The organism is Streptomyces sp. NPDC043812, from assembly GCF_056436245.1.
Window position 1 is genome coordinate 61,224 of record NZ_JBWKCY010000027.1, and the last position, 17,558, is coordinate 78,781.

14 protein-coding genes are annotated in these 17,558 nt (G+C 71.4%); 12 read left to right on the forward strand and 2 right to left on the reverse strand.

What is annotated here, in order from left to right:
• Positions 1–91: 91 nt before the first annotated feature.
• From AC067Z_RS31215 to AC067Z_RS31245, 7 genes are all read left to right on the forward strand, one after another.
• Positions 92–871, forward strand: coding sequence for a response regulator transcription factor (locus AC067Z_RS31215; RefSeq protein ID WP_478793008.1), 780 nt, complete (start codon positions 92–94; stop codon positions 869–871).
• A 24-nt stretch (positions 872–895) separates the two neighbouring features.
• The gene (locus AC067Z_RS31220) at positions 896–1,918 is read left to right on the forward strand and encodes a LacI family DNA-binding transcriptional regulator (RefSeq protein WP_478793009.1); all 1,023 of its coding nucleotides are present in this window, start codon (positions 896–898) and stop codon (positions 1,916–1,918) included.
• Positions 1,919–2,314: 396 nt separating this feature from the next.
• On the forward strand, positions 2,315–3,367 hold the full coding sequence (locus tag AC067Z_RS31225; RefSeq protein WP_478793010.1) for a S1C family serine protease: 1,053 nt from the start codon (positions 2,315–2,317) through the stop codon (positions 3,365–3,367).
• A 32-nt stretch (positions 3,368–3,399) separates the two neighbouring features.
• Positions 3,400–4,113, forward strand: coding sequence for a response regulator transcription factor (locus AC067Z_RS31230; protein ID WP_478793011.1), 714 nt, complete (start codon positions 3,400–3,402; stop codon positions 4,111–4,113).
• A complete protein-coding gene (locus AC067Z_RS31235; RefSeq protein WP_478793012.1) occupies positions 4,110–5,558 on the forward strand; it encodes a sensor histidine kinase in 1,449 nt (482 codons plus the stop codon). Before AC067Z_RS31230 ends, AC067Z_RS31235 begins: the two co-directional genes overlap by 4 nt.
• Before the next feature lie 125 nt (positions 5,559–5,683).
• Positions 5,684–7,321 (forward strand): ABC-F family ATP-binding cassette domain-containing protein, encoded by a 1,638-nt coding sequence (locus AC067Z_RS31240; protein WP_478793013.1) that lies wholly within the window; start codon positions 5,684–5,686, stop codon positions 7,319–7,321.
• Positions 7,322–7,331: 10 nt separating this feature from the next.
• Complete coding sequence (locus AC067Z_RS31245) at positions 7,332–7,832, forward strand: hypothetical protein (protein WP_478793014.1); 501 nt, start codon at positions 7,332–7,334, stop codon at positions 7,830–7,832.
• A gap of 5 nt (positions 7,833–7,837) precedes the next feature.
• Here the strand turns inward: AC067Z_RS31245 and AC067Z_RS31250 are convergent, their stop codons facing one another.
• Both AC067Z_RS31250 and AC067Z_RS31255 read right to left on the reverse strand, forming a co-directional pair.
• Positions 7,838–8,710: a phosphatidylinositol-specific phospholipase C gene (locus tag AC067Z_RS31250; protein WP_478793015.1), complete on the reverse strand. Its 873-nt coding sequence runs from the start codon at positions 8,708–8,710 to the stop codon at positions 7,838–7,840.
• Between the two features lie 172 nt (positions 8,711–8,882).
• Positions 8,883–10,709, reverse strand: coding sequence for a bifunctional metallophosphatase/5'-nucleotidase (locus tag AC067Z_RS31255; RefSeq protein ID WP_478793016.1), 1,827 nt, complete (start codon positions 10,707–10,709; stop codon positions 8,883–8,885).
• Between the two features lie 284 nt (positions 10,710–10,993).
• Between AC067Z_RS31255 and mshD the strand changes: the two genes are divergently transcribed.
• From mshD to pstS, 5 genes are all read left to right on the forward strand, one after another.
• On the forward strand, positions 10,994–11,917 hold the full coding sequence (gene mshD / locus AC067Z_RS31260; RefSeq protein ID WP_478793017.1) for a mycothiol synthase: 924 nt from the start codon (positions 10,994–10,996) through the stop codon (positions 11,915–11,917).
• Between the two features lie 214 nt (positions 11,918–12,131).
• Positions 12,132–14,363, forward strand: a complete 2,232-nt coding sequence (locus AC067Z_RS31265) for an RNA degradosome polyphosphate kinase (RefSeq protein ID WP_478793018.1) — start codon at positions 12,132–12,134, stop codon at positions 14,361–14,363.
• Complete coding sequence (locus AC067Z_RS31270; protein WP_478793019.1) at positions 14,350–15,636, forward strand: CHAD domain-containing protein; 1,287 nt, start codon at positions 14,350–14,352, stop codon at positions 15,634–15,636. The genes AC067Z_RS31265 and AC067Z_RS31270 overlap by 14 nt, the downstream gene beginning before the upstream one ends.
• Positions 15,633–16,049 (forward strand): NUDIX hydrolase, encoded by a 417-nt coding sequence (locus AC067Z_RS31275; RefSeq protein ID WP_478793020.1) that lies wholly within the window; start codon positions 15,633–15,635, stop codon positions 16,047–16,049. The genes AC067Z_RS31270 and AC067Z_RS31275 overlap by 4 nt, the downstream gene beginning before the upstream one ends.
• Before the next feature lie 291 nt (positions 16,050–16,340).
• Positions 16,341–17,474: a phosphate ABC transporter substrate-binding protein PstS gene (gene pstS / locus AC067Z_RS31280; protein WP_478793021.1), complete on the forward strand. Its 1,134-nt coding sequence runs from the start codon at positions 16,341–16,343 to the stop codon at positions 17,472–17,474.
• The last annotated feature ends 84 nt before the right edge of the window (positions 17,475–17,558 follow it).

Here is a 17,558-nt window from a genome sequence, read left to right on the forward strand (position 1 = left end):
GGGACCGAGGAGGAACCGACGTCATGGACGAGCGAACCGACGAGCGAACCGAGCACGACGACAGCAGGACGACCAGGACAGGTGGGACGCGATGAGCTCACTTCTGCTCCTGACCAATGCCCTCCAGCCGTCGACGGAGGTGCTCCCCGCCCTCGGCCTACTGCTCCACAACGTACGAGTGGCTCCCGCCGAGGGCCCCGCCCTCGTCGACACCCCGGGCGCCGACGTGATCCTGGTCGACGGCCGTCGCGACCTGCCGCAGGTGCGGTCGCTGTGCCAGCTGCTGCGTTCCACCGGCCCCGGCTGTCCGCTGGTCCTGGTGGTGACGGAGGGCGGTCTCGCGGCGGTCACCGCGGACTGGGGCATCGACGACGTCCTGCTCGACACGGCAGGCCCGGCCGAGGTGGAAGCACGGCTGCGGCTCGCTATGGGCCGCCAGCAGATCACCTCCGACGACTCCCCGATGGAGATCCGCAACGGCGATCTGTCGGTGGACGAGGCGACGTACAGCGCGAAGCTGAAGGGCCGGGTCCTGGACCTGACCTTCAAGGAGTTCGAGCTGCTCAAGTACCTCGCGCAGCACCCCGGCCGGGTCTTCACCCGGGCACAGCTGCTCCAGGAGGTCTGGGGTTACGACTACTTCGGCGGCACCCGTACGGTCGACGTCCACGTGCGGCGGCTGCGCGCGAAGCTCGGCCCGGAGCACGAATCCCTCATCGGCACCGTCCGGAACGTGGGCTACCGATTCGTCACCCCCGAGAAGGTCGAACGTGCGGCCGAGGAAGCCAAGGCGAAGGCCGCGGCGACCGTAGCCCGTACGGCCGAAGATCCCGAGACCGAGGAAGCGGGCGTACGCCCTGCCCAGAGGTAGGTCACCCCGCGTAGACTTCGCGCCGTGGCCAAGGTGACGCGGGACGACGTAGCGCGACTGGCGGGTACTTCGACCGCCGTCGTCAGCTACGTCATCAACAACGGACCCCGGCCGGTTGCCCCGGCCACGCGCGAGCGGGTTCTCGCAGCGATCAAGGAGCTGGGCTACCGGCCGGACAGGGTCGCGCAGGCGATGGCCTCGCGGCGCACCGACCTCATAGGAATGATCGTGCCGGACGCCCGGCAGCCGTTCTTCGCCGAAATGGCGCACGCGGTCGAACAGGCCGCCGCCGAGCGCGGAAAAATGGTGCTCGTCGGCAACTCCGACTACCGCGACGAGCGCGAGGTCCACTATCTGCGGGCCTTCCTCGGCATGCGGGTCTCGGGCCTGATCCTGGTCAGCCAGGGTCCGAGCGAGCGGGCCGCGGCCGAGATCGAGGCGTGGGACGCGCGGGTCGTGCTGCTGCACGAGCGCCCCGAGGCGATCGACGACGTCGCGGTCGTGACGGACGACATCGGCGGCGCGCAGCTGGCGACCCGGCATCTGCTGGAGCACGGCCACGAGTACGTCGCGTGTCTCGGCGGCGTCGAGAACACCCCCGCGGTCGGCGACCCCGTGGCCGACCACGTCGAGGGCTGGCGCCGGGCGATGCTCGAGTCGGGGCGCTCGGTGGAGGGACGGCTCTTCCAGGCGCCGTACAACAGGTACGACGCGTACCAGGTCGCGCTGAAGCTGCTGGCCGGCCCGGACCGCCCGCCGGCGATCTTCTGCTCGACCGACGACCAGGCCTTCGGTGTGCTGCGGGCGGCGCGGGAGCTGCGGATAGACGTACCGGGCGAGCTGGCGGTTGCCGGTTTCGACGACGTGAAGGAAGCGGCGCTGACGGATCCGCCGCTGACCACGATCTCCTCGGACCGTCCGGCGATGGCCCGCGCGGCGGTGGACCTGGTCCTGGACGACGGCCTTCGGGTGGCGGGTTCACGGCGGGAACGGGTGCGCCAGTTCCCGTCGGGTCTGGTGATCCGCCGCTCGTGCGGCTGCGCGTAGCCGCACGCTGGGGGTGGGGGTCCGCTGCACGGGCGTTTCCCCTACCCGCCCCTTCCCGAAACCGGGGCAGGGCCCGGACCCGTACCGCGCTCCGCGCGGTGTTTCGGGGGCTCTGCCCCCGTACCCCCGCGCCTCAATCGCCGGCGGGGCTCGAGTTGCAGGCAATTTCGCCCGTCTGGGGTCCCCCACGCCCACAGGGCGAGGGGGTTCGAGGACACCGCGCGGAGCGCGGTACGGGGTCCGGGAGGAGCCCGGTTTCGGTAAAGGGCGGGGAGCGGAACCGCTCGCCGCCGACGCCCGCCCGCCGTCGCGCCCTTATATCGGGCATACAGTCTTCTGTCGGGCTTCTCAGCACCACCTCAGACTCCTCTCATCTCCACCCCCGACAGTCGTGCCATGACCGACCACTACCGCCGAAGCGGCGACGACGCCCCCCACCAGCAGGCACCCGCCTACCTCCCCCCGCCCCCGCCGTACGAGCCCGTGCGGCCCACCGTCACCGTGTGGCCCGGTGACGGCGGAGCGGGGTACCAGCCGCCCGGTGGTGCGGTGCAGAGCGCGGGCGGGCCCGCGCACCGGGCGCGGGCCAAGCGGCCCGTCGCCCTCATCGCCGCCGTCGCCATCGTGGCCGCGGCCATCGGCGGCGGCGCTTCCGTCCTCGTCGGGAAGTTTGTCGGTGACAGCGACGGCACCGGCAGCAGCGGAGTCCCCGGCACCACCGTCGCGCAGAGCAGCAAGGGCACGGTCGCCGGCGTGGCCCAGGCCGTCTCCCCCAGCATCGTCGAGATCAGCGCCGCCTCCACCGCCGGCCAGTCCACCGGTTCGGGCGTGATCATCACCTCCGACGGCGAGATCGTCACCAACAACCACGTGGTCTCCGGCGCCGAAACCGTCAAGGTGCAGCTCAGCGACGGCAAGACGTACACCGCGGACGTCGTCGGCACCGACCCCGACAAGGACCTCGCCCTCATCAAGCTCCAGGGTGCCTCCGGGCTGAAGGCCGCCACGCTCGGCGACTCCGACAGCGTCAAGGTCGGTGACGAGGTCGTCGCGATCGGCTCCCCCGAGGGTCTGACCGGCACCGTCACCAGTGGCATCGTCTCCGCGCTCGACCGGGACGTCACGGTCGCCAAGGACGAGGACCGGGAACAGCAGCAGGACCCGCGGCAGAACTGGCCCTTCGAGTTCGGCGGGCAGCAGTTCAACGGGGACACCGGCGACTCCAAGACCACCTACAAGGCCATCCAGACCGACGCCTCCCTCAACCCCGGCAACTCGGGCGGCGCGCTGATCAACATGAACGGCGAGATCATCGGCATCAACTCGGCCATGTATTCGCCCAGTTCCGCGAGCGGCTCGACCGCCGGCAGCGTCGGACTCGGCTTCGCGATCCCCGTCGACACGGTCAAGGCCGACCTGGACAGCCTGCGCTCCGGCGACAGCAACTGAGGGGGCGACCGGACGCGTGCGAGGCTTGGCCCATGACTGAAGGCGAGCGCATCCTCATCGTCGACGACGAACCCGCCGTGCGTGAGGCGCTGCAGCGCTCCCTCGTCTTCGAGGGATACGGCACCGAGGTCGCCGTCGACGGCGTCGACGCTCTCGCGCGGGCGGAGGCGTATGCGCCCGATCTGATCGTTCTCGACGTCCAGATGCCCCGGATGGACGGCCTGACCGCGGCTCGCCGGCTGCGGGCCGCCGGGTCCCGCGTGCCGATCCTGATGCTGACGGCGCGGGACACGGTCGGCGACCGGGTCACCGGCCTGGACGCCGGCGCGGACGACTACCTGGTCAAGCCGTTCGAGCTCGACGAGTTGTTCGCCCGCATCCGGGCGCTGCTGCGACGCAGCTCGTACGCGGCGGCCACGAAGGCCGCCGACGACGAGGACGTACTGTCCTTCGGCGATCTGCGCATGGACCTGGCGACCCGCGAGGTCACCCGCGGCGGCCGCCGTGTCGAGCTGACGCGTACCGAGTTCACGCTGCTGGAGCTGTTCCTGGCGCATCCGCGCCAGGTGCTGACCCGTGAGCAGATCCTCAAATCCGTCTGGGGTTTCGACTTCGAACCCAGCTCCAACTCGCTGGACGTGTACGTGATGTATCTGCGACGCAAGACGGAGGCGGCCGGTGAGCCGCGCCTGGTGCACACCGTGCGCGGCGTCGGCTATGCCCTGCGGTCGGGCGGTCCGGAGTGATCGCACGGTTCCGTGCGCTGCCTCTGCGCTCACGGCTCGCGCTGCTGGTGGCGGCAGCGGTGGCGATCGCGGTCGCGGCCGTCTCCACGGCGTGCTGGTTCGTGGTGCGCGGCAAGCTCTACGACGAGGTGGACGCCAAGCTGCGCACCACGCGGCAGGGTCTCGGCCTGCAGGCCATCAGTGTTGCCGCCACCCTGCGCAGCTGCCCGGACTCCGCCACGCCCCAGTCCGACTTCGGGCGGCCGAAGGACTACTACTTCCAGCTCGTGAGGGCCTCCGACGAGCAGCCCTGCGTCTTCGCGGCCGACTCCGCCGGCGCCGTCCGGGTCGAGAGCAGCGACCAGGACGTTGCCCGGCAGTCCGATCCGCGCGTCGAGAGCTATCGCAACGGCACGGACACCGAGGGCCGTTCGGTCCGGGTGCTGACCACCGCCGTCGCCGTGGACGGGCCGGGCGGCGCGATCGTCGAGGACACCGCGCTGATGATCGGCTTCCCGCTGCGGGACACGGAGCGCACCCTGAACGATCTCGCCCTGCTCCTCCTCATCGTCTCCGGCATCGGCGTCGTCGGCGCCGGTGTCGCGGGCCTGTGGGTCGCGCGGACCGGGCTCATGCCGGTGAACCGGCTCATCGGTGCCGTCGAGCATGTGGCCCGTACCGAGGATCTCAGCGTGCGCATCCCGGTAGAGGGCGACGACGAGATCGCCCGTCTGTCACGGTCGTTCAACGCGATGACCGCCGCGCTCGCGTCCTCCCGCGATCTCCAGCAGCAGCTGATCGCCGACGCCGGCCATGAGCTGCGGACGCCGTTGACGTCGCTGCGGACGAACATCGAGCTGCTGGCCCGCAGCGAGGAGACGGGGCGGGCGATCCCGCCGGACGACCGCAGGGCGCTGCTGGCCTCCGTGAAGGCACAGATGACGGAACTGGCGTCGCTGATCGGCGACCTGCAGGAGCTGTCGCGGCCGGACAGCGGTGCGCACGGCCGCCAGGTGCAGGTCGTGGCACTGCACGAGATCGTCGAGGGTGCTCTGGAGCGGGCACGGCTGCGCGGTCCCGAGCTGACGTTCGCCGCCGATGTCGAGCCCTGGTACGTCCGGGGTGAACAGGCGGCGCTGGAGCGGGCGCTCGTCAATGTGCTGGACAACGCGGTGAAGTTCTCGCCGCCCGACGGGGTCGTGGAGGTCGGGCTGCGCGGCGGCGAGCTGACCGTGCGCGATCACGGTCCGGGCATTCCGGCCGAGGAACTTCCGCATGTGTTCGAGCGGTTCTGGCGTTCGCCGTCGGCGCGTTCGCTGCCCGGTTCGGGACTCGGTCTGTCGATCGTGGCCCGTACGGTCCAGCAGGCGGGCGGTGACGTGGCGCTCGCGCCTGCGGAGGGCGGCGGCACGCGTGCGGTGATCCGGCTGCCCGGCGCGGCGACGCCGCCGCCGACGGTGATCTGAGGGACACAGCCCCGGGTACCTCGCGAGACGAAACGTCTTGCCGGATTCCCGGGGCTGCCTTACAGTCGACCAACGAGACGGAACGACTCGTCTCGACGTCTTGTCGTCCACGGAAGAAGCCGCCCTTGTTCCCAGTCACCACCGCCCCCGCCGTCTCCCAGCTCACCCTCACCGACGTCACCAAGCGCTACGACAACCACGTCGTCCTCGACCGGGTCTCGTTCACCCTCCGCCCCGGCGAGAAGGCCGGCGTGGTCGGGGACAACGGCTCGGGCAAGTCCACGCTGCTCCGACTGCTCGCCGGAGCGGAGCAGCCGGACAACGGCGCGGTCACCGTCGTCGCGCCCGGCGGCGTGGGCCATCTCGCCCAGACTCTCGACCTGCCCGGATCGGCCCGCGTCGGCGACGCGATCGACCTCGCACTGGCACCGCTGCGCGCGCTGGAGCGCCGTGTACGCGACGCGGAAGCCGGTCTGCACCGCTCGGGCGAGGTCGGCGCCGCGGAGTACGGGAGGCTGCTCGCCGAATTCGAGGCGCGCGGCGTACGGGACGCCGACCGCCGCGTCGCCGTCGCTCTGCACCGGCTCGGCGACCGGTCACCGCTCGACCCCGACCGCAGGCTCGGCACCCTGTCCGGCGGCCGTCGCGCCCGTCTCGCCCTCGCCGCGACCCTCGCCGCCGCGCCGGAACTGCTCCTGCTCGACGAGCCGACCAACGACCTCGACGACGAGGCCGTCGGCTGGCTCGAAGAGCATCTGCGCGCCCATCGCGGCACGGTCGTCGCCGTCACGCACGACCGCGCCTTCCTCGACCGCGTCACCCCCACCGTCCTCGAGGTGGACCACGATCTACGGACCGTCCACCGCTACGGCAACGGGTACGCGGGCTTCCTCACGGCCAGGGCCGCGGCCCGCGCGCGCTGGGCAAGGGCACATGAGGAATGGCGCGCGGACGTCGACCGCCAGTCACGGCTGGCCGACGCCAACATCGGCCTGCTGTCGGCGATCCCCCGCAAAGCCCCTGCGGCGTTCAGCGGGGCGGGCGCATTCCGGGCCCGCTCCCGGGCGCACGGCGCGATGAGCCGTATCCGCAACGCCCGGATGCGACTGCACCGGCTCACCGAGAACCCGGTGCCACCGCCCCCGCAGCCGCTGCGGTTCGCCGCGCGCGTCGAGGGCGGGTCGAGCGACCCGGTGAGGCTGTCGGACGTACGGGTGCCCGGACGACTCGCCCTGGACGCACTGGAGATCGCACCAGGCGGCAGGCTGCTGGTCACCGGGCCGAACGGCGCCGGGAAGTCGACGCTGCTCCAGGTGCTGGCGGGCGAGCTGGCACCCGCCGCGGGCACGGTCGTCCGCCCGGCCCGGGTCGGCTTCCTGCGTCAGACGGCCGAGCCGGTGCCCGACGGCCGCACGGTGGTCCAGGTGTACGGCGAGGAGCGGGCGGACGGGCTGTCGGAGACAGGGCTGTTCCACGCGGGGGATCTGACCCGGCCGGTGCGGACGCTCTCCACCGGTCAGCGGCGCAGGCTCGAACTCGCCCTGCTGCTCGCCGGACCCGTCGATCTGCTGCTGCTCGACGAGCCCACCAACCATCTCTCCCCCGGCCTGGTGGAAGAGCTGGAGGCGGCACTCGCGGGCTATGCGGGAACGCTCGTGACCGTCACGCACGACCGCAGGATGCGGGCGCGCTTCGACGGCCCGGTGCTGACGCTCCCGGGGCGGAACAACCCCGGTCCCGGCATCGCGGGAATGCCCGGCTAGCGTCGGCGCAATGCACTCACAGCAGCCGTACGTGCCCCCCGTCCCGCCGGCGCCTCCCGGTCCCGCACCCCGGCCGCCCCGCCGCAACGGCCCCTTGGCCGTCGCCCTGGTCGTCGGTCTGCTGCTGGGCGGCGGGGGCGTGGGCGCGGCCTGGGTGCTCGCCCCGGGCGACGACGGCACGACGGCGGCCGGGTCCGGCACGGCCGCCGGCCCGACTCCCGATCCGGCCGCCGCTTCCGGCCCGGCCGCCGACGCGGCGGCGGCCTGCGGCGCCCTCGACCGCTTCGACGAGTCGAAGTACGCGGCCGAGGGCGACGAGGGACTGGTCGCCCTCAACCGCTGGTCCGGTGCGGTGACCCTGTCCGCCGCCGCGGCCGCGGGCGACTCGCGTTACGAGCCGCTCGGGGACGCCCTCGACCGGGCGTCGACCCGTCAGAACCAGGTCTTCGAGTTCGACGCCACGGTGAAGAAGTACATGACCCGGGCACGCGCCTTCTGCAAGGACCTGTAGGGCCGTCAGCCGTTGTGGCGGATGAGTGAATCGACCAGTCCGGCACGGGTGCCGGGATAGTCCAGCGGGACGATCCCCAGCCCGCGCCAGCCGCTCGCCTCGGAGCCGTCGAGGAAGGAGTGCACGCGCGGGTTGAGGTTGTCGGAGTTCCAGCGCGGCGGCAGACTCGCCGACGTGCTGACGTAGTTGATGAACAGCTTCCCGGGCTGCTGCACCGCCTTGCGGAAGTGCGCCTCGATCTTGGGGTACTTGGCGTTCGGCAGCGCGTTCCAGTCGTCCTGGATGTCGAAGTGCGCACCATCGCCGTAGCGGACGCCGGGCAGCCCACCGTTGTCACCGAGCAGCACGACCCGGCCGCGCGCCTCGCCCAGCGCCGGGATGCCGTCGCCGATACGGAACAGCGGGCGCCAGCCGCGGTTGTCGAGGTAGTCGTCGAAGACGGCCCGGAAGGTGGCGTCGCTCTCCGAGGAGTACTCCTGCTTGACCCGCATGAGGACGGTCTCGGAGGGCCGGGAGGCAAGGAAGTCGCGGCAGGCGATGAGGACGTCGCCGAACATCATGTTCTGGTACGACGGCCCGTGATGGATGGCGAACGAGCCTCCGGTGACCCGGCACCGGACGTCGAGGAAGCGGATGCCGCTGTTCAACTGCTGCGCGATGGTGGTGTTCTGGCACTCGCTCCAGAGCCCGCCGAACCGGGCACCCGAATCGTGGGTGCCGGGAATCGTCAGTCGCTGCAGGGGAGTCGAGTCGCCGAACCCGGACATCCAGTCCTGCGCGGACAGGGTGCGGCGGGGTGCGGCAGCGGCGTGGGGGGTGCCGATGAGGGCGGTGGCGGACAGTACCGCGGCGCCCGTGAGGAATCTTCGTCGGTCCATGGCGCGGAGTATGACGGGGCCACGTCAAAGATCGCCAGAGGTCCGACGCGTCCGCACGTCCAGTGGTCTGGACCGGCCGAAAATCGCCCTCCGGGAGGGGAGGCCGGAGACGGAAAGACGGTGGGGCGGCGGGCCCTTACGGCCCGCCGCCCCACCGTTGTCGCGATACCGGCTACTTCACGACCGTGATCCGGTCCGTCGCCGGCGGCGCGATCGGCGCGGACGCGGTCGAGTGCGCGGCGAAGTAGGCGTTGAGGGCATCCAGGTCGGAGCCGCCCACCAGCTTGTTCTTGTGCTCCTTCAGAACGGCGAAACCGTCGCCGCCGCCCGCCAGGAACTCGTTCATCGCCACCCGGTAGGTCTTCGCCGGGTCGATCGCCTCACCGTTCAGCTTCACCGAGTCCACGACGATCCGGTCCACCCCGGTCTTCGTCATGTCCAGGGTGTAGGTGAAGCCCTTCGACACCTGAAGGATCTTCGGGGCGGCCTGGTTCGCGCCACTGACCTGCTGCTGCAGCGTGGTGATCAGCTGCGCACCGGTCAGGTCGACGGCCGTCATCATGTTGGTGAACGGCTGCACGGTGAAAGCCTCGCCGTACGTCACGACGCCGTCGCCCTCACTGCCGCCCGCCTTGTGGACCAGACCGGCGCGGATGCCGCCCGGGTTCATGAAGGCGAGCTGCGCGCCGCCCTTGTCCGCCGGGGCCATGCCCTCGAGCTGCGCGTCGGCGATCAGATTGCCGAGCGGCTTCTCCGGCGCGTCGACCGGGTTCTCGATGTCCGCGGAGATGAAGCCGACGGGGCGGCTCGCGATCGGCGCGGCCAGCGTGTTCCAGCGCTGGATCAGCTGCGTCATGTCCCCGGCCTTGGCCACGTCACGGGTGACGACGTGGTTGGCGGAGGCGACGGACGTACGCACGATGTCCTTGGTGCGGCGGTCGTACGTGAGCGTCGTGTCGGTGTAGAGCTTGCCGAAGGAGGCGGCCGAGGTGACCGTGCGCGGCTTGCCGGACGGGTCCGCGATCGTGCACGCGTACGCCTGGTGCGTGTGACCCGTGACCAGCGCGTCGACCTGCGGGCTGACGTTCTTGGCGATGTCCACGATCGGGCCCGAGATGCCGTCGCCGGGACCGGGGCTGTCGCAGCCGTAGTTGTACGCGGGCGAAGCCGGCGCCCCGCCCTCGTGGATCAGGGCAACGATCGACTTGACGCCCTTGCGCTCCAGCACCTTGGCGTACTTGTTGATCGACTCGACCTCGTCGGCGAACTTCAGGCCCTTGATGCCCTCGGCGGAGACGATGTTCGGCGTGCCTTCGAGCGTGACGCCGATGAAGCCGATCTTCACCCCGTTCTTCTGCCAGACGAAGTACGGGTCGAGCAGCGGCTTGCCGCTCTTCTCGTCGGTCACGTTGGAGGTGAGGAACGGGAAGTCCGCGCCCTTGAACCGCTTGGTCTTGCCCTTGGACGTCTTCTCGTAGCAGCCCTCGGTGGGGTGGCAGCCGCCGTTCTGGATGCGGCGGAGCTCCTTGGCACCCTCGTCGAACTCGTGGTTGCCGACGGACGTGACGTCGAGCTTCAGCTCGTTGAGCGCCTCGATCGTCGGCTCGTCGTGGAAGAGACCGGAGAGCAGCGGCGAGGCACCGACCATGTCACCGGCGGCAGCCGTGACCGAGTACTTGTTGCCCTTGCGGGCCTCCCGCAGATGCGTGGCGAGGTACTCGGCGCCGCCCGCGTCGATGGTCCGGGTGGTGCCGTCCTCGTTCCGGTGCGTGACCCGGCCCGCCGAGCCGGCCGGCGGCTCCAGGTTGCCGTGCAGGTCGTTGAAGGAGAGCAGTTGCACATCGACGGTGCGCGGCGAGTGGTGACCGTGGCGGTCACCGGAGGTGGCGCCGGCCGGCATGGCGGCGAAGAGTGCGCCGACCGTGGCCAGCCCGGCAGCGGCGGCGAGTACCCGCCTGCTCCGCTTGGTCGCGCGGTGGTTGGGAGGTGTCGCTGACATCTGTCCCCTTGTCAGTTCCAGCGTGGTGTGAGGGTGGGGCTGTCCCCGGACTGCCCCGGAGCGGCAGCCTAGAGTCAACGCGCGTAGCGCGACAGGGGGATGTGGGTTACGACATGGTTGCCATCGTTCGTGAACGGGACGATGCGGGCGGATCGCCCGTGCGGCGGACAATCACCGCGACGCGGCGGACTTCCGCGACGCGACCGACACGCGGCCGACACCGCCACCGGACGCCTGGCCCGGCATCCGGTGACCGCGGGCACCCCCCGCCGTACCCTCGTGACATGACGATCGATGCAGTGATTCCGGAGCCCGGCCGGCAGATCCAGTCCCTGGAGGAGCTCACGCACGAGCAAGCCGAGGCCGTCCTCGAACTGCTCGCCGACGCCACCCGGGCCGACGGGATGACCGCCGTCTCCGAGCAGGGGCGCCTGCAGCTGCGCGGCGGGCGACGGGAAGGCGTACAGCACTTCCTGCTCACCGTCGAGGAGCAGCTCATCGGTTACGCACAGCTGGAGGACACCGACCCGGTAGAGGCACCCGCCGCCGAGCTGGTCGTCCATCCGAGCCACCGCGGGCGCGGGCACGGCAGGGCGCTGGGCAGCACGCTGCTCGACGCGTCGGGCAAGCGGCTGCGGGTGTGGGCGCACGGCGGCAAGTCGGCCGCCAGGCACCTGGCCCAGGTTCTCGGGCTCACCCTCTTCCGCGAACTGCGCCAGCTGCGGCGCCCGTTGAGCCCGCAGACCACACCCGAGGCGGTGTACCCGGCCGGTGTGACCGTACGGACCTTCGTGCCGGACCAGGACGACGCCGCGTGGCTCGCGGTGAACGCCGCCGCCTTCGCGCACCACCCCGAGCAGGGATCACTGACCCAGCGGGATCTGGACGACCGCAAGGCCGAGCCGTGGTTCGACCCGAAGGGCTTCTTCCTGGCCGAGCGGGGCGGGGAGATCGTCGGTTTCCACTGGACGAAGGTGCACGCGGAGGAGCAGCTCGGCGAGGTCTACGTGGTCGGCATCCGCCCCGACGCGCAGGGCGGCGGTCTCGGCAGGGCTCTCACGGCCACCGGTCTGCGGCATCTCGCCGCGGAGGGACTGCCGACGGCGATGCTCTACGTCGACGCGGACAATCCCGCGGCCCTGCGGGTCTACGAACAGCTGGGCTTCGTCACGCACGAGGTGGACCTGATGTACCGCACGGAGACCTGAGCGCGGCGGTAGGCCCGCTCCGCGGGGCCCGGGCACCCCCCAGGGCCCCGCCCCGATTTCCCGCACGTCATGTTGTCGTTACCGGGCATTCAGGCACCCTTGCGACCCTCACTCAATGCATCCCGCTGTGCCCGACTCCCCGAACGGGAGAAAAGCCCTCGCCCCGGCCCTCTCCGACGCGCCGGTGACCCTCTCCGCGCGGAAGAATGGGTCCATGAGCCAGCAGCCCGCCGAGGTACCGGTCCAGCACCCCCAGCCGTCCGTTGCGTCGATAGCCGCGCACCGACCGCACACCGTAGCCGCCACCGCCTCCGATCTCGAACCCGACATCGACGCGGATCTCGACGCGTACGAAGAGGAACAGGATCACGCGGCCGGCACCGAACTGCCCCAGGGACGGTTCCTCGACCGCGAACGCAGCTGGCTCGCCTTCAACGAGCGAGTCCTCGAGCTCGCCGAGGACCCCGCCACACCCCTGCTGGAGCGGGCCAACTTCCTCGCGATCTTCGCGTCCAACCTGGACGAGTTCTTCATGGTCCGGGTGGCAGGCCTCAAGCGGCGCATCGCGACCGGCGTCGCCACCCGCTCGGCCTCGGGCCTGCAGCCCCGCGAGGTGCTCGACCTGATCTGGACGCGCTCCCGCGAGCTCATGGCCCGGCACGCCGCCTGCTACCAGCAGGACATCGCGCCAGCGCTGGCCGACGAGGGCATTCACCTCATCCGCTGGCCCGAGCTCACGGAGAAGGAGCAGGCCCGCCTCTTCACGCTCTTCCGGCAGCAGATCTTCCCGGTCCTCACGCCCCTGGCCGTCGACCCCGCGCACCCCTTCCCGTACATCTCGGGACTCTCGCTGAACCTCGCGGTCGTCGTGCGCAACCCCGTCAGCGGCCACCGCCACTTCGCCCGGGTCAAGGTCCCGCCGCTGCTCTCCCGCTTCCTGGAGGCATCCCCGCAGCGGTACGTGCCGCTGGAGGACGTCATCGCGGCACACCTCGAAGAGCTCTTCCCCGGCATGGAGGTCCTCGCCCACCACATGTTCCGGGTGACACGGAACGAGGACCTCGAGGTCGAGGAGGACGACGCCGAGAACCTGCTCCAGGCCCTGGAGAAGGAACTCATGCGGCGCCGCTTCGGGCCGCCCGTGCGCCTGGAGGTCGAGGAGTCCATCGACCCGTACGTGCTCGATCTGCTGGTCCGCGAGCTGAAGATCTCCGACGCCGAGGTCTACCCGCTGCCCGGGCCGCTGGACCTGACCGGCCTGTTCGGGATCTCGGCGCTGGACCGGCCCGAGCTGAAGTACCCGAAGTTCGTCGCCGGCACCCACCGCGAACTCGCCGAGGTCGAGTCCGCGTCCGCGCCCGACATCTTCATGGCGCTGCGCGAACGGGACGTGCTGCTGCACCACCCGTACGACTCGTTCTCCACCTCCGTCCAGGCCTTCCTGGAGCAGGCGGCCGCCGACCCCGACGTCCTCGCGATCAAGCAGACGCTGTACCGGACGTCCGGCGACTCACCGATCGTCGACGCCCTCATCGACGCGGCCGAATCCGGCAAGCAGGTCCTCGTGCTCGTCGAGATCAAGGCCCGCTTCGACGAGCAGGCCAACATCAAGTGGGCGCGCAAGCTGGAGGAATCCGGCTGCCACGTGGTGTACGGGCTCGTCGGGCTCAAGACGCACTGCAAGCTGTCGCTCGTGGTCCGCCAGGAGGGCGAGACCCTGCGGCGCTACTCGCACGTCGGCACCGGCAACTACCACCCCAAGACCGCCCGGCTCTACGAGGACCTCGGGCTGCTGACCGCGGACCCGCAGGTCGGCGCGGACCTCTCCGACCTGTTCAACCGGCTCTCCGGCTACTCACGGCGCGAGACCTACCGCCGGCTGCTGGTCGCCCCCAAGTCGCTGCGCGACGGGCTGATCCTGCGCATCAACAAGGAGGTCACCCACTACCGCGCCGGACGTCCCGCGTACGTCCGCATCAAGGTCAACTCGATGGTGGACGAGGCGATCATCGACGCCTGCTACCGGGCGGCGATGGCAGGCGTGCCGGTCGACATCTGGGTCCGCGGCATCTGCGCGATCCGCCCCGGCGTCGCCGGACTCTCGGAGAACATCCGGGTGCGCTCGATACTCGGCCGCTTCCTCGAACACTCCCGTGTCTTCGCCTTCGGCAACGGCGGCGAACCGGAGGTGTGGTTCGGCAGCGCCGACATGATGCACCGCAACCTCGATCGCCGCATCGAGGCACTGGTCAGGGTCACCGACCCGGCCCACCGCGCGGCCCTCAGCCGACTGCTGGAGAACGGCATGTCCGACACCACGTCGTCCTGGCACCTCGGCCCGGACGGCGCCTGGACCCGGCACGCCACGGACTCCGACGGCCAGCCGCTGCGGAACGTACAGGAGATGCTCATAGACGCCCGGAGGCGCCGGCGTGCACAGCCCTGAACTTTCCCGCGACACCGCCACGGCGGGCGAGGTGGTGGCCCGCCATCTCCACACGCAGGCGGGCGACTTCCTGCGCAGCCTGCGACTGCACGGCGAAAGCGGTGCGGACACGGCGGGCGTGGCGGAGGCGGCGAGCGCACTGCGGGCGGCGGCTCGCCGCATCAGCGGGACACTGCACACGTTCCGTCCGCTCCTCGACCCCGCGTGGGCGGACGGACTGCGCGCCGAGCTGGGGTGGCTGTCGGCAACCCTGGCCCTGGAACACGCCTGCACCTCCCGCCTCGCCCGCCTGCTGGACGCCCTGTCCCGCCTGTCGGGCGCCGCGCCGCTGCCGCCGGCGCGGGCGGAGTTGTCCCCGCTGTACGGGCTGCTCCCGCCGGGGGGCCCGTACGCCATGGATGCCGCCCCCGACGGCGGAGCCGACACCCTGGGGGACCCGGCCGGGAACGGTGCCGCGCCACCCGACGCGAGCTCGCGCGACGACGCACACGGCCATGTGCACCACGGCGACGCCGAGACACCTGCCGCGGGCGCCCGAGCCGCCATTGCCGACGCCCCGGTGAACCCCACCGGCGCCGCGCAGGCCCTGACCGCTGACAAGGGCGCGGCACGCGTCGGGGCCGGGCCCGCGCGTGGCGCGGCCGGGACGCTCGCCGTCGGGGCCGCACGGGCCGGGGCCCTGCTGGAACGGCAGCTCACGCTCGCCCGGACCCGGGCGCACTCCGCCGCACTGCAGGCACTCGGCTCGTCACGGTTCCACGCCGTCGCGGACGCCGTCGCCTTACTCGCCTCCGACCTGCCGCTGGCCCCCACCGCGACGGGCCCCGCCGACGAGACCCTGGGGGTGCTCGCGGAGGCCGCCGAACGGCGACTCCTGGAGGCCGCCGCCCGGCTGCCGCTCGGCCGCGCGGCCCACCCGTACAACGCGGACGCCCTGATCAGCGGTCTCGCGGCCGCCACCGCCGGCGAGCAGCAGGACGCCCCCTGGCACGAGGTGCGCCGCCTGCTGCGGCTGCACCGCTACGCCCAGGAGGTACTGCGCCCGCACGCCGAGCCGGTCCTGCTGCGTGCGGCACTCGCCCTCGACCATCACCGCAACGCGGCCGAGGCGTCCGAGGCCGCCGCGACAGCCGCCCGTACCCCGCGTATCGCGCCTGCCACCGCGTACGCCCTCGGTGTCCTCCATGCCGACCAGCGGCACGAGGTCGAGGCGGCCAGGTTCGCCTTCCAGCAGGAATGGCGGCACGCCACCGCGGCGGTCACCACGCCATGACCGACGCGGCGGTGATCCTTGCGGCGGGCTGCGTGCTGTGGCGCCGCGCGCCCCACGGCGAGGGGATCGAGCTCGCGCTCGTCCACCGGCCGAAGTGGGACGACTGGTCCCACCCCAAAGGAAAACTGAAGCGGGCCGAGGACCCCCGCACGGGCGCCCTGCGCGAAGTGCTGGAGGAGACCGGCATGACGTGCGCACTCGGACCCGAGCTGCCCGCCACCGGCTACTGGGTCGAGGGCCGCCCCAAGATGGTCCGCTACTGGGCGGCCGAGGCCACCGGCGGCTCGTTCGAACCGAACAGGGAGGTCGACCGGCTGGTGTGGCTGCCGCCCGCGGCCGCGGGCCGGATGCTGACGCAGCAACGGGACAGGGAGCTGGTCCCGGCGCTGCTCGACGCCCTGCACCTGACGTAGCCGCACCCGGCTCCGGCCCGCCCGAGGCCCCCGCACTCCCCGCCCGAGGCACCCGCACCCGGCACAGCCGTCCGTCATGCCGCTGAAGCGGCGGAAAGTGCGCGAACGCGGTACAGAGGGAGGGTGGGCACCCAGCCGCCCGACACGGTTCACCTCGCGTTCACTCTCTCCCGTCGGCCACTTCACCTGATCTGCCTAATTTCGGCCTTACGCGGTGACCGGCACCTTGCCGGTCCCCCCACCCCGACACACGCCGCCCAGCCTGGCGGCAACTGGAAGGAACACCCGAAAGTGAAGCTTCAGCGCAAGAACGGGCTTCGCGCCACCGCGCTCGGCGCCCTCGCCCTGTCCGGCGCCCTGGTCCTCACGGCGTGTGGTTCGGACGACAACTCCGCCGGCACGGGCGGCGACGGCGGGAAGACCGGAGCTGCGTCGAACATCAAGTGCGACGACGCCAAGGGCCAGCTGATGGCCTCCGGCTCCAGCGCCCAGAAGAACGCCATGGACCTGTGGGTCAAGAACTACATGGCCGCGTGCACCGGGGTCGAGGTCAACTACAAGTCCTCCTCCTCCGGCGAGGGCATCGTCGCCTTCAACCAGGGACGCGTCGGCTTCGCCGGCTCCGACTCGGCGCTGAAGCCGGAAGAGGTCGAGGAGTCCAAGAAGGTCTGCAAGACCGGCCAGGGCATCAACCTGCCCATGGTCGGCGGCCCGATCGCCCTCGGCTTCAACGTTCCGGGCGTCGACAAGCTGAACCTGGACGCCTCCACCGTCGCCAAGATCTTCTCCGGCAAGATCAAGAAGTGGAACGACCCGGCGATCGCCAAGCTGAACGAGGGCGCCAAGCTCCCCGACCTGGCGGTCCAGGCCTTCCACCGCTCCGAGGACTCCGGCACCACGCAGAACCTCGGCAAGTACCTCGGCGCCACCGCCAAGGCCGACTGGCCCTACGAGGCCGAGAAGAAGTGGCCGGCCCCGGGTGGCCAGGCCGCCTCCGGCTCGTCCGGTGTCGCCGCGCAGGTCAAGCAGAACGAGGGCGCGATCGGCTACTTCGAGCTCTCCTACGCCACCTCGCAGTCCATCCCGACGGTCGCCATCGCGACGGGCGCCTCCGCCCCGGCCGAGGCCACCTCGGAGAACGCCTCCAAGGCCATCGCCGCGGCCAAGATCAAGGGCACCGGCAAGGACCTGGCCCTGGACCTGGACTACGCGACCAAGGCCGAGGGTGCCTACCCGCTGGTCCTGGTGACCTACGAGGTCGTCTGCGACTCCGGCAACAACGCCGACACCCTGGGCACGGTCAAGTCCTTCCTGACCTACACCGCCAGTGACGAGGGCCAGAAGGTTCTCTCCGAGGCCGGTTACGCCCCGATCCCGGCCGAGATCAACGCCAAGGTCCGCGAGACCGTCGCGGGTCTGAAGTAACACCCCGGCCGGCGGGGGCCCGTCCGCCCCCGCCGGCCACCTCCGGTGCACCGCCGCCAGGGGAGCCGTCAGCTCCCCCACCAC